Raw genomic sequence first — 13710 nt, forward strand, 5'->3', positions numbered from 1 at the left:
CTGACTTTCTTGTGGAAGAAATTAACTACTTGCTGGGAAGATTTGGTTCAGATACAATGAACTATATAGAATCAGAACGTATCGGACGTGGTTCTAATCCCAATATTGATGATCAAACAAAACGTTTAATAGCTGAAGAATTAGTTCCAGCTTATCAATTAGCCTTGGAAGAATCAAATTATATAGATTGGAACTACTTACGGGAACAAGTATTTTCTTTTATGCGAGCTGGGGCAGAATATGAAAAATATGATATTTTGGTGGTAGATGAAGCTCAGGATTTATCTGCATTACAAATAAAAATTTTATTAGAATTAACTTCTTCTGATACTAATTCCATTACATTTATTCGTGATACAACACAAAGAATTTACAAAAATAATTATATTTGGGATGACATTAATATAAATTTTGGAATTAGTTCAAAATTAGACCTAGGAAAAAATTATCGAAATACTTGTGAAATAGCTATGGTAGCTGCAAGTCTTATGCAGTCAGCTTTAAATCATGAAAATGACATTCATATACTTGATCCAGACTTGACTGAAACTTCGGGGTTAAAACCTATTTGGATACGTGGAAGATATACCAATCAGAAGCAATATTTACTTAATACACTTGGGAATATTGATATCTCTACTGAATCCGTTGGTATTCTTCATATGAGGATGTTAGATGTTAATGAATTATATGGGAAGTTGCGGAGTTTGGGATATGATAACTGTTTTTTATTGAGAGACGAAGATAATTTAAAGGATGCTTCAGGTGGAATCTATATTTCTACTTTACATTCTGCAAAAGGACTAGAGTTTGACCATGTTTTTATAGTTGGATACGATGATTTTTTTGCCCCTGGACCAAATTCTTTATCACACAGAAGCACATCTGCACATTTATCTGCACATCGTAAACTCTTGTATACTGCAATTACCAGAGCTAGAAAAACTCTAACTATCACTTCCTCTATAAATGAGTATTCGCGGTTTTTAAAAGAAATAGATATAAATTTATTACAAACAATAAGGGTTTAAAGTATGAATCTAAAACCAGACTATCAGGATTTTAAATCTATCATTGATCAACGTGACATTAAACATCTTATTCACTTTACTCGATTTGAAAGTGTAACAGCTATTATAGGTGAAGGTAAAATTTTACCACGTAACCAGTTACACAATATTGGTTACGAATGGAAGGAGCTTGTGATGCCAAATTCAAAAGTAAGGCGTGATGATACTAAGAACTTAAATACATCTATCATGCATCCGAATATTTATTTATTAAACATATTTCGTGATCGCTGGTCTCCAGGTAGTCGTTTCTGTATAATTGGTATTAATCCAGAGTATATCTATGAAGAAAAAACAGAATTTTCTATTACGAATGCTACATATCAACCAGCAAGACAATTTGGGATTAATGGTTCCATAAATACATTTGAGTCTGTGTTCATGAATAAGGTATCTGGTAAACCCAAAGGAAATTATCAATGGGAAACCACATTTCGCAAACCTACCTTACCTGACTATTATACAACAGACCCAGAAGCAGAGGTGCTAATTCAGAGTCAAATACCTTATAATGATATTCTATTTATCGCGTGTCGTAATCAATATGAACATGATATTTTAGCATCTGCATTTGATGTACTAGAACTACCTACGGAGAAATTTTGTGTGCAGCCAACTCTCTTTAAACCTCGAAGTGAATAAGAAAAGCCAAGATAAATTTAGAGGAGCATTTATTGGTGCTGCTATAGGTGATGCACTGGGATTTATTACTGAATTTATGCGAAATTCAAATGAAATTCGCCGTCAGTTTCAACTTGATCAACTTGATAGGTTTGTTGATTGGGAGCGAATTACTACATATTATAAAGCTGGTAATAAGAATTATATTAAACTACCTTTATCATCTGGTGCTTACTCAGATGATACACAATTAACTTTAGCTACAGCGCGTTCAATAAAGGCTGATGGTTCTTTTAATCCTGAAACATTCTCTAAATTTGAATTACCTTTGTGGTTACAGTATGAATTAGGAGGTGGTTCAGGAACAAAAGCTGCTGCAAAAAATCTTTTAAATCCAAATATAAGCTGGTATAATAACTTTTATGATACATCATATACCAGCTATATTAAAAGTGGTGGCAATGGTGCTGCTATGAGAATTCTTCCTATTGCATTAGTTAATATTGAAAGTTCAACAAAGCTATACATAGATATATGGCGTAATAGTATTATCACTCATGGACATCCTAGAGGATTAATGGGTGCTTTATTATTAGCAGACTCCATTAAATTACTCATAGAAAATCCTCAGAGTAAAGTAGAATGGGTTGATGGCTTAATAGAAAAATGTAGTAATTACTCTCAATTAGAAAAAATATGGAGTCAAGATAATTTATTTTCAAGTTGGAAGAATAAATGGCAGAATGTATGCAATCAAGACTTTACCTTTGCTTGGAACGATATCTGTAAAGAAACAATAGAATACTTAGAACTAGTAAAACGAGAACATAACACTGGTGACTTAGATAAAATTTTAACTAGAATAGGGTGTTTTGAAAGACAAACTAAAGGTGCAGGTAACATTACAGTAGTAGCATCTATTCTATTTTTATGCCGATTTAACGATTTTCAAAATGGAAGTAATAATTTTGAAAATGTTATAATTCCTATTGTTAACAAAATAGGAATTGATACTGATACTATTGCCTACTTTGCTGGAGCAATGTTAGGTGTAAAATATGGGCTGCAATCTATCCCTGAATTATTTAAGCAAAAAATTCAAGATTATGACTATTTATTGAAAGTAGCTGATTACTGCTATGATCTCTACACAAAAAATAAAAATTTAAAGTCAATATTTAGCTATCCAGAAAGTAAAAATCTGAATTTACCAAAGATTTCTGCTCTATTACAAAATCCAGATGTCAGTAATACATCTATAGATATTCCGATTTTTGGTAATGCCAAAATATTAAAAGATGACAATATTACTCCTACATGGCAAGGTAGACATATTCATTTTGTCAAACTAGAACTTGTTTTTGGTCAAACCATTTATTGTAAAGTTGAGCGTGACTTTTCTCATACTTCAAAAAAAGTAGAAGAATTGCATACAAAAAGTCAATCTATAATTAATTCATTATCTGCTTTAGACGAATTTAAAAATATTGTTGAAAGCAGTAATTTTAATTCTGAAGTAATATTAGATATATTGAGAAAATTGAAATTTGAACGAAAAGATAAAGCAATATATAATGCTTTCATTACATGGTTATGGGCATCTCTACCTAATAAAAATGAGTAATCCCAAATAGTGATTATACTTCAATTCATTTGTATTTATAGAAACTAAAGGTACAACAGCTTACTCTAAACAGGCTTTTGAGACTCAGCCATCTCGCTAAAAGTCATCAAACACCTTTGACAAACTCCTAACTCCCATAAAGCAGGTATTTTAAACCTAGCACCACATTTAGGACACTTGGATAGTAAACGCAAATTATGGCGATCGCATCCCCCCGTTTCCTTAAACTGCCACTTGATCTGGTGACAAGGCGTTTCCGCATAGCAAGCACCACATAACCGAATGGGTTCATGCTGCATACTCACCCCAGTAGGTGGTAGCATTTGAGATAAAATCTGGGCATCTACTTCTACCACAGATGCGATCGCTTCCAACTCTTGTTGACTAGGACGAGGATTAAAATGAAACCTTTCCCACCGTGCCACCACAGCACCAATCCCAGCCAAATTACCCAACCCAGCAGCAGATAAATGATTAGCGCGTCTAAAACGACCTAGAAAATGGCTCAAGCTTTCCCCTTCATAAGGTTGGATAATAAAAAGCCAAGGCTTAACATCTGGTGCAGTCATCACTTGTACTCCTGCGCCACTTCCTGTAAAACAGCCTTGTCAATCTTCTTTAATCCCCTTGATAAAGAGCGAATTGCTGCTTCCCTGAGAATTTCATCTAGCCTACCAATGTAACCTTCTGTTGCCGAAGTCAGAATCCGCAGCATATCCTTGCTAATGAGATTAGAAGGCAATGGCAACTTTAAAATCTTATCTTCCCAAGCTTGTACAGTATCCTGGAAGTCCTTCCCTGCCAACTTCCCGAAACGATGACAAGCCCGGAAGCGATTATAAACTTGTTCATCTCGCTTGATTACTGCTTCTAAACGGTCTGTTCCTACTAAAACAACGGCAATACCCAACTTGTCATAAATATCGCGTACATCGGCAAAAGTCTCAGGCTTGATACGATCAGCTTCATCAATAATGATCATTTCTACGCCACAGCCTTTTAATACCTCCATTGTTCTACCGCGAAAATCTGATACTGTTCCCTTAGTTGCTTTAAATTTGAGATACTCAATAATCTCCTGAAACAAATCCTTTGCACCGCATTTTTGGGGCGGCTGAATATACACTACAGGGACAATCGGTGTTTTTCCCACTTCCTGCTGTGGCTTTTGTCTATACCGATAGGCATCACAAGCAACTGTTTTGCCCGTTCTTGATTCCCCAACCACTCGACAGGATTGCCGTGCTTTGCGCTTTCCATCCAACCAATCATGCAAGGTTATGACTTGCTGTAATGGCACAATACTTTTACTCTTGAGACGAGCAATTTCAGCTTGCAACCACTCATCATCCGGTTTTACCCCACCCAATTGCTTGGCTATAGCTTGTGCATCATCTGTCATTGTTTAAAATCCGTATTCTTCACGCAGTTGTTCATAGTCCCAAACCTCTAGTTCCTGAGATGAAGATTGAACCGGAGTAGTAGATTCCACTTCTTCTGGTTCTATAACTGGAGATGCCAAAGACTCATTTTTACTTTCATTTACCGCATTAGAGCGTAAAATTTCTTGCTCCAATTTTTGACGATCCTTGCGGCTTTTTTTATTTGCTACCAGAGCATCACGCTCAAGAACTTCTTGCAATAAGGCTTGGTTACTAATAGTCTTACCTAAATTACGCAGTCTACGACTAGCAGCCTCAGCTTCATCTAATGAAAGTTGCTCAGTCTCTAAACCTTGAGCATGAGCGCGAGTCAGAAAAACTTCTTGATTGTTCTCTTGGCGATAAACCAGCACCGTTGTAATATCTCTGGGATTAAATCTTAAATTGACGGTTTCCCCATCATATCCTCCCAAATATTCCCCCCGATACATTAAATTTTGAAACTGTAAATGCCCACCTTTTTGCACCCTTCGCCGTGACTGCTTCATGAGGCAGATATCTAAATCACGTTCTTCAATTGGTACTGGTACTGAAGGTAATCCCGCTTCCCAACGCCCAAAGCGAGTTTGATCACCCATTCGAGCATCAATACTTTGGTTATAGCGATCAACAATATAGCGAACGATGAGTTGTTCTAGCTCTCTCAGAGTCAGTTTTGCATCCTTTTCCGCATCTTCTGGCCGTTCCTGGACATTAGAGCCAGTATATCCAGGTAAAGTAGAAAACAGTTGATCATTCAATGTCTTAAAAGGACGTTCAACGATTCCACCTTCGGAAGGGCGATCGCGTAAATGACAGACAAACCCCAATTGCGCTCCAATCTGACGCAAGTGGTTAGAGCGAAAGTCTTTACCACCATCTGTATAAAAGTGTTCTGGCTTACCGTAAGTTCCCCACTCGCAATGCAGTTTGTACTCTAAACCGTACCTTTTGGGTAAAATCGCATGGCGTAACGCTAAGGCTACTACATCAGAACTAGGTGCATCAAAACCTAGATTAATACCCATAATGCAACGAGAATAGGTATCAATTACAGTGGTTAGCCAGGGACGACTGAGAAGTTCACCATGCTGATCTACTAACAACACATCCGCAGGGGTATGATCACATTGCCAGACATGGTTACTGTAATCAACAGATAAATCTTTTCCTTCGCGGGTTTTAACAGAAAGGGTTGTTCCTCTCCAACCAGGACTGCGGATACTTTTAGTTTTTTCTTGTTTTTCCAATATGGGAGCTAATACTCGTAAAACAGTCCTGTAATTAGGAGGTTTTAAGTCACTCAATTCATGAGCTTTAGCCTGAACCCTAATAGCAACCTGTTTAGGACTCATGCGTTTGCTTCCCTTGTTACCCTCCTTATGAGTTTTGACGATAAAATCTTCCCAAAACTCACCAATTCGATGTTTTCCTTTATCAGTCCTACCCGTTTGGGTGAGTCCGACTAAACCATCTTGTTCCCACTTTTTCACCAAACGCTGAACTGTTCGGACTGATACAGCTAGTTTTTCAGCCGCCTCCTTTAACTTTTGTCCATAAGTTGTGCGATCGCATGGTTCTAGTAAACTTTGTAATACCTCTAACTTCAGTTGAGCTTCTTCTGAGAGTTCTGTGGCAATCACATTTGTCTCAGGAGGTGTGTTGTCTCCTTCTGATATGCCTTCCACAGGGATAGCTGAGGTATGAACAGTTAAATCAGAATTTTCATCTCTGTTCATAAATCAAACAAATTTTATAAAAACATCATGTTATTCTAACTTACTGGAAAGCGACAGTCAATTTGTCATTATGAAAATATACAAAAACTTTTTTTAATCAGTAACGCGACAGTTAATTTGTCATGTTCATGGGAAACGACATTTATTTTGTCACTAACTGGATTGAAGTATAATATCGTTAAGATGCTAAAATCCTTGTACAGCAAGGATTTATAAGATGACATTAATTTGTCACGATGACATATAATTAGTCACTGTACAATGTCGTCCATGACAAACTGTGATTCCTCTTTGGGGCGATAGCGAAGCGCTGCTCCAAGCAGTTCACATTCATCAACAATTGAGGGATAATCTCAGTAATATTAGCCACTAACCCATCATTGAATCTTTCATCCTCAGCCTAGTAGTCTGTCAAGATTGAAATTGTGAGTTATTAAATTTTATAACCGTTTGTTAGCAATACTTTCAAACTTCATTAACACACAAAATTAATATTGACAGACCACTAGCGAGAAACGGAAGTTCATGGTTAAAGCATTACAGCAGTTGCCGATTGAATGCAATACAATTAAGGGCGCAGACCCTGCGCCCCTACAGGATTGGCGATGAAACTTTGTACCTCATAACATCAGGAAGTGCTGTATCATCTCACCCTCATAATTTGGCTAAGTATTGTTAATGATGTATTTTAGGTTAGGTTTTGAAAAGTAGTTATTCACTCCCCCCCTCTAAAATTCTTTCTCGTTGTGGAAAACTCGCTTTGGGTAAGGATGTGCGTACACGGTAGCCGATGCTTTGGGGGGAAACCGGAAAAATTAGTTCCCTCCCCAAAGCATCGGGGAGGGTTAGGGTGGGGTAATTTGAGGAATAATGGTGATTCGATAACTTGTGTATACACCGTAGCTACTTATAGTAGAGGGGGTTTACAAAACTTAATATCCGCCTTCTTCTTCGTATTCCACTTGTCGTTCCTTAACCTTTTTGGGAATATTTACAGGCTTTGGTGCATCATCCCAGGCATCACCGTCTAGATCATCATCATAGTCATCATACTGGTCAGCGTAGGTCTTTTTGGCAGGTTTGGCTTCGGCTCTGGGGGCTTCCTGATAACTATCTCTTACCGTTGCATCACTCCAGTTATCTTCTTCGTCTTCTTCATACTGAATTGACTCGTAGGAACGGGCTTTCATCACCTGACGCTGGGGTCTTTCTTCTTCTACATAGTCTTCCGTCCATTCCTCTTCTTGGGCTATGGGTTCAGGAATGCGGACTTTAGGACGAGGTGGTTGGAGAGGAACACCACTAGGTAATTGATTACTGGGTGCAACTGTCCGAGGGGCGCTATAGCCAAATTCTTCTTCTGCATCTCTTTCCCAAGGGGCTTTACCAATTCCCAGCCGTTCTAAAACGCCCACGGTTAACTGGTTTACTCTTTCTTCAGCACCTTCAAACACAATTAACCGACTAGGTCCGGTGCTGACTACTTCATCAATGGATAGTTCATAGGTACTCAAAAATTGGTCGGGAATTTGCGGTAATCCCAAGGAGGCAATGACGATAGAGTATATTTTACCCGTTTCGCCATTAAATTTAAAGCCTCTTACTTTGCCTAAAACTTCACCTGTTTCGGTGATTACTTCCCAGTTCATCAGGTTACTGAGAATCTCCACTTCTACATCTTCGATGACATCCTCGTTATCAACTAAGATGACATCACCGATTTGGTTGATGCTGTTGAGATACATATTGCGGGGCAAACTAGAAATAGATATCAGGCTGTCTCGCAAACTTATTGCCACAACCTCTCTTTGATCAACATCAACCCAAATCTGACTCACGATACCTAACCGCTTACCGTTGTCGCGGGTGATTACCTGAGTGTTTAATATATCTGAACGTCTAACTATTTGTTCTGAAGTCATTCTATAGGTCTTCCTGTTCGCGTAGCGTGCCGTAGGCAATCTCGAATCTGGTTTATGTATATGTCTATTTTTAACAGAAATTTGTCAGTTGTCAGTTGTCAGTTGTCAGTTGTCATTGGTAAACTTTTTTCCTGTTCCCTGTTCCCTGTTCCCTGTCACCTGTTATCTAACTTAATACCCAAAACTTGAGTATCCGCGCCTCTGGCTTGAGTTACGCCAATTGTGCGCTGGGCTGATTTTATCATCGGACGGCGCAAACTCACAATTATAAAGCTTGTTTCGCCTGTTGTTTGATCATTCTAGCTAATCATTCCCTGTTTGGCCCATTTAAAAACATATCAACTTCGTAATTGTAGCTGGATATCCTGATAATACATTTCCACCAGAACAGCAAGATTTATTGATATTAATATCCTTCTTTAGAAAGAAGAAGTAAAAAATTTTATTTTTAGAATTATAAGTATAGCTGTTTGGAGCTAAATGAATATGGCTTTATACAAAATTGAAGACTTTACTGCTGACTCTAACTATGATAGTCCAGAGTTGGATGACAGTGAAGTTGAAAAGATTAAGCATTTTGATGTCTATTCAGACATAGATGATGATAAAGTTGGCACTATTAAATACATATTAGTAGATGATTCAGGGCGTTTGCGTTATTTAGTTGTGGACACAGGTTTTTGGTTCTTTGGTAGACAAGTATTGTTACCAATTGGACGTTCCCGAATTGACTATGATAAACGTCGGGTATACGCGAATAAGCTGACAAAGCAGCAGGTAGAAAATTTACCAGATTTTAAAGATTTGCAAGAAATTGATTACGACTATGAGGAACGGGTGCGGGGTGTTTATCGTCCACCAATAGCACAAGAACCTTTAGAGTCATCAACACCGCTAGAGTCACCGATAGCTGTAGATTCTCCACTAGTTTCTCATGAGCGCACAATAGTTACTCCTGCTGTTCCTGTTGAACGGAATACATATAGGTATGAGGAAGAACCAAATCTTTACAATGTGAATGAGCAGGATCACCAAAACCTGAAACTATATGAAGAACGTTTAGTAGCTAATAAATCTCGTGTGAAGACAGGAGAAGTAACTGTTAGTAAGCAATCATATACTGAAATGGTAACAGTTTCTGTACCTGTGCAAAGAGAACGTATAGTCATTGAACACACTGATGCGGAAACGGGTGTTAAAACTGTATCACTAACTGAGGCTGATTTAGGTGAAGGAGGAGTAAAAATCAAGAAAATAGTTGAACAGGATACAGTTGAAGCTGAAGATACTATTCGTCGTCAAGAATTAGATGTTATACTCAAAACGGCTTGATTGTTTGATTCTAAACGTAGGGGTTTAGCAGTGCTAAACCCCTACACATCTGGGTTCTTTGTCATTTGGCAAAAGTTTAAATCTTACCCGTGTTTAGTATAATCGGATTGATCAACGAGTAATTGAGAGAAGAAACTAAGGAACCTCGAAACAGCAGTTCTGCGTCTTGGGAAAATGGCTCTCGTTGCAACACTACTTAATACAGGCATTAGTGTCTAGCAGATAAATCATCAAAATAGCTCTCTTTCTGCTTGTTCTGGCTGTGGATGTCTGATAAATGTTTCATCTTGAATACAACTATAAAAATCACTCAATTTTGTTGTTGTTTTTGTTGGTGATGCTGATTCATAGACAAGAATAATATCTAATTCCGTTCCTTCTGTTGTTTCGGGTAATTGAATTTGGGCGTTGCTGATTTGGGGTATGAGAATGATTTTTCATGAGATCAAAACCCTTGTAGAGACGTTCCATGGGTAGGGATTCTCGGCTCTACACTTAAATTCATGCTTGGTTTCAGCAACGCCAGCGATCGCTTCACAATTATATATCTTGCGTAATCCTGTGAACTGCTTCAATGGTCAGATGATTCTAACTTAATATCTAAAACTTGAGCATACGCACCTTTGGCTTGAGTGAGACCAATTGTGCGCTGTGCTAATTATATCATCAAATGGCGCAAACTCACAACTATAAACTATGCCTGTTGAGCCTGTTGTTTGATCATTCTAGATAATCATTCCTAGTTTGCCCGATCTAAAAACATAACATGGTATAACCCTACTAGTACAAAACGGCGTAAATAAACCAACCATTCTAAATCCTCCAAAAGCCTATACTGTCTTCATTTTGACTTTTGACTTTTGACTTTTGACTTCCGCCTTGCGGTACTAGGTTATAATTCATCAGGCAAATATCCAATTCTTGATCTTAAAGTATTAAATAAGCGATCGCAATAAGGAGAAGCTTGACGAACCCTATTGATATCAAGACGTTTTAAAATTTCTACAGCATGGTGAGGTGGACGACGAGTTTTTTTATCATATTTACCATGTTTAGAATGACGAGTTGCTGACTCTAACCATACTAATAAAGTTTTAGGAGAAACCTGTTCTATATTTTGGTCATTTCCCATTCCTCTGATAATTTTTTCTTCTTTAAACCCTTCACCATAGAAGTTTCTTAAAGCATCAATATCAGCAACAAACCAAGATTCCATTGCTTGAACCATAAAATGACATTGATCATCATCATAATCCAGGTTATCACCTCTAATCCAAGATTGATCCTCTTTTCTGTTTCTCAAATGTTCCCAAGGACTGTGATTAGGAGATATTGGAGATTCGGAATCAATTAATAAAATATTGAAAGATTCAGCATTAGAGTCTAAGGATAATTTAAAATTTTCATAAGCATCTTTCCGAGAACCGCACATGACTATCCTAAACTCTATTTTTTGTTCTTTAGCAATACCAACTAATTCTTGAAAAAATTTACTAAATCCTTCACGAAGACTACTTGTACTTTCCTTACCTGCTATAATTTTACTTCTAAAACCTGGACGTTGCATTGGTAAAAGTTCTTCATCATCATTTGCATTTCCAACACCCTCAATATAAATACGAATACTTACCATCTATTTCCACCAAGTTCCCCTATTCTCCAAAGATCACCAAGAGTATATTTTTCCAACCATTTTTTCAATTTTTCTGGTTTAAGTCTCCTTAAATGAGTTCCTGTATTATCTCTTTCACAAACTACTACAGATTCAGGATATTCACTCAACGCAGAAACCAAAGCATCAGAATGAGTTGTGACAATTAATTGAGTTCTCTGAGATGCTTCAATTAACAATTCTGCAATAGTTGGCAAAATATCTGGATGTAAACCTAATTCGGGTTCTTCAATACAAATTAGTGGTGGTGGAGTAGGATCTAAAAGTAAAGCCATTAAAAACAAATATCGCAATGTTCCATCAGATAAACGAGTTGCAGGAATTGGTTGAATTACACCTTCTTCCCGAATAAATATTTGTGCAGTACCACCGTATATTCTCACATCTAATTCTTCTGCTTCTTCATAAAATTTTTTGAGGCATTCAATGACTTTCCTAATACCTATTCTGTGTTGTAAATCTTTTATAAATAAACCTAAATTGCTCGTATCTTCTAGTAAAGGATGTTGAGGTAAATCAGTAGGTTGAGCCTTTCTTGGTTCTGAATCTCTTCCCATTTGCCAGTAACGATATAAGCTTATTTTAGAAAATTCTGTGCTTAAATAAGAAAGTTCTGGATATCTATTTGGATCTTTTATTTGAGATAAAACTGATTGATCTGATTTAATTGAATGTAGTTCCAAAAGTTGTTCACTTCGTCTTTCCTGTCCTGATAAGGGATCTTTATCTCTTACTGTAAAAGAACGAAATCCATTATAATTGTTAAGATAATAAAATTGAAAACCTTCTTTTCTCGTTTCTGGTTCGATAAATTCATCCACTAAATCAAATCTTTGATTATATGTGGTAAAACTAAGCGTATAATCAAGTAAAAGTGACTCTGATTTTTGAGGATAATCAACAGTAATTTTAATTTCTGCTATCGGAGTATCTTTGTTACCTTTCCATAAAAACTCATTAATACCTCCACTTTTACGAAAAGGCACAGGTAAATCTGTCGGTGTTGCTTTTAAAATTCCAATAGCTTCAATTAAATTAGATTTCCCAGATGTATTAGCACCAATTAACACATTTAGCGGTTGTAGTTCTATTTCTTCCCCCGCATTTCCATAAGAAAGAAAGTTTTGTAATTTGATTTTATGAATAAATCTTTTACCTTCCATTTACTTCTCCTAATATTAAATAAAACTATATTGTTGCGAATATTTTGGGTAAGGAATACACAATTATTTATGTTTTGCGATAGCGTAAGCGCTGACTTGTCAGTTCGCTTAATGGTAGTTTGAATATCTGCTCTTTAAGTTCTTGTAACAACATAGATAGCTCCTATGCTTGAATGGTTGTCTAATATATGTTGTCTATTCAGTATATTATAAACGATCGCACTTTATCAATCTAACCTACAAACGATTCCTGCGGAGCGCTTCGCTACGCACTTTATCAATCCAACCTATGAGCGATTCCTGCGGAGCGCTTCGCTATCGCACTTTATCAATCCAACCTATGAGCGATCGCTGATTACGCTTCCCCAACAGGCGAACTAGCACTAATGAATAATCAAACTATCTCTGGTCATTTCTAAAAAATCATACATCAAAAACAATTCGATTATTTGAGTAATATTTTGTAGAAAAAGTTGTTCAATTTGTTTGTTACTAATATTACCTGTTGTTATTAGTAGTAGTTTGTAAGGCTCTTGTTTGATTAAAAAAGAATCTAAAAAATCTTTATCTTTGGTAATAACGATTCTCTGTTCCAGGATTGATAGTTTGTTGATTTCCGAATCTGGAGTTGCATTTTTTAAAGGAAGATTCTTGGTATGTATAACATCACAACCTAAGTTCTCTAATAAATTGGCAATTCGCATTGGTAATTGAGCATCAATCAAGAATTTCATGAAACTAATTGGAGAATACTTTTAACTTGAGTGAGTCGAGTAGCAAAGCTGAGAACTGCTAAAATGTCTTCGTATTCTAAATCATCATAATCTTCTAAAATATCATCAATATTCATGCCTGAACTCAAAAGTTCTAAGATCATTTCCACCGGATATCGCAATCCACGAATACACGGTTTACCATGACAAATATCATGGTTAATTGTTATTCTATTTAATAGAAGGTTATTCATAAAAATACCCGGTAAGTGGGAAACTCAGACACTTCAGTGCTGAGAGGGAAACGACTCGTGCAGTTCGACAAGTGTTACAGTGAGCTTGCCGAACTGCTCACTGACCACGGTTTTAACCGCCTTGAATATTTTTTCATTACCGCCTTGGAGTTGGTAAATTCGGTGTACTTTTGTAATGT

General features: G+C 36.8%; 12 protein-coding genes and 1 pseudogene. 4 read left to right on the plus strand and 9 right to left on the minus strand.

Going from position 1 to position 13710, the window contains the following annotated elements; all coding sequences use genetic code 11:
• From FJR37_RS10825 to FJR37_RS10835, 3 genes are all read left to right on the plus strand, one after another.
• Positions 1 to 1031, plus strand: a 1031-nt coding sequence (locus FJR37_RS10825; RefSeq protein ID WP_217355239.1) for a 3'-5' exonuclease, incomplete at its 5' end; no start/stop codon positions are given.
• Positions 1032 to 1034: 3 nt separating this feature from the next.
• Positions 1035 to 1712 carry a DarT ssDNA thymidine ADP-ribosyltransferase family protein gene (locus FJR37_RS10830; protein WP_168466011.1) on the plus strand — a complete coding sequence of 226 codons (678 nt, stop codon included), beginning with the start codon at positions 1035 to 1037 and terminating at the stop codon, positions 1710 to 1712.
• Positions 1705 to 3315 carry an ADP-ribosylglycohydrolase family protein gene (locus tag FJR37_RS10835; RefSeq protein WP_217355240.1) on the plus strand — a complete coding sequence of 537 codons (1611 nt, stop codon included), beginning with the start codon at positions 1705 to 1707 and terminating at the stop codon, positions 3313 to 3315. The genes FJR37_RS10830 and FJR37_RS10835 overlap by 8 nt, the downstream gene beginning before the upstream one ends.
• A 65-nt stretch (positions 3316 to 3380) precedes the next feature.
• On the opposite strand, the gene FJR37_RS10840 is transcribed toward FJR37_RS10835, so the two are convergent.
• From FJR37_RS10840 to FJR37_RS10860, 5 genes and pseudogenes are all read right to left on the minus strand, one after another.
• Entirely contained in the window at positions 3381 to 3884 is a 504-nt protein-coding gene (locus FJR37_RS10840) for a TniQ family protein (protein WP_168466013.1), read from the minus strand.
• Positions 3884 to 4717, minus strand: a complete 834-nt coding sequence (locus FJR37_RS10845) for a TniB family NTP-binding protein (protein ID WP_168466014.1) — start codon at positions 4715 to 4717, stop codon at positions 3884 to 3886. The genes FJR37_RS10840 and FJR37_RS10845 overlap by 1 nt, the downstream gene beginning before the upstream one ends.
• 3 nt (positions 4718 to 4720) lie before the next feature.
• Positions 4721 to 6475 (minus strand): Mu transposase C-terminal domain-containing protein, encoded by a 1755-nt coding sequence (locus FJR37_RS10850; protein ID WP_217355241.1) that lies wholly within the window; start codon positions 6473 to 6475, stop codon positions 4721 to 4723.
• A 932-nt stretch (positions 6476 to 7407) separates the two neighbouring features.
• Entirely contained in the window at positions 7408 to 8397 is a 990-nt protein-coding gene (locus FJR37_RS10855) for a PRC-barrel domain-containing protein (protein WP_039203471.1), read from the minus strand.
• A gap of 155 nt (positions 8398 to 8552) precedes the next feature.
• Positions 8553 to 8743 (minus strand): annotated as a pseudogene (locus FJR37_RS10860) (hypothetical protein); the annotation flags it as partial.
• 140 nt (positions 8744 to 8883) lie between these two features.
• Between FJR37_RS10860 and FJR37_RS10865 the strand changes: the two are divergent.
• Positions 8884 to 9729: a DUF2382 domain-containing protein gene (locus FJR37_RS10865; RefSeq protein ID WP_039203472.1), complete on the plus strand. Its 846-nt coding sequence runs from the start codon at positions 8884 to 8886 to the stop codon at positions 9727 to 9729.
• Between the two features lie 892 nt (positions 9730 to 10621).
• On the opposite strand, the gene FJR37_RS10875 is transcribed toward FJR37_RS10865, so the two are convergent.
• The 4 genes from FJR37_RS10875 to FJR37_RS10890 all read right to left on the minus strand — a co-directional run bounded on the left by FJR37_RS10875 (position 10622) and on the right by FJR37_RS10890 (position 13531).
• Positions 10622 to 11362 (minus strand): DUF4276 family protein, encoded by a 741-nt coding sequence (locus FJR37_RS10875; RefSeq protein WP_052150005.1) that lies wholly within the window; start codon positions 11360 to 11362, stop codon positions 10622 to 10624.
• Positions 11356 to 12564 (minus strand): AAA family ATPase, encoded by a 1209-nt coding sequence (locus FJR37_RS10880; RefSeq protein WP_039203474.1) that lies wholly within the window; start codon positions 12562 to 12564, stop codon positions 11356 to 11358. Before FJR37_RS10880 ends, FJR37_RS10875 begins: the two co-directional genes overlap by 7 nt.
• 383 nt (positions 12565 to 12947) lie before the next feature.
• Positions 12948 to 13298, minus strand: coding sequence for a DUF5615 family PIN-like protein (locus tag FJR37_RS10885; RefSeq protein WP_039203475.1), 351 nt, complete (start codon positions 13296 to 13298; stop codon positions 12948 to 12950).
• Complete coding sequence (locus tag FJR37_RS10890) at positions 13295 to 13531, minus strand: DUF433 domain-containing protein (RefSeq protein WP_015080100.1); 237 nt, start codon at positions 13529 to 13531, stop codon at positions 13295 to 13297. Before FJR37_RS10890 ends, FJR37_RS10885 begins: the two co-directional genes overlap by 4 nt.
• Positions 13532 to 13710: the final 179 nt, after the last annotated feature.

It is taken from the genome of Aphanizomenon sp. UHCC 0183, from assembly GCF_009712065.1.
Taxonomy (GTDB): Bacteria; Cyanobacteriota; Cyanobacteriia; order Cyanobacteriales; family Nostocaceae; genus Dolichospermum; species Dolichospermum heterosporum.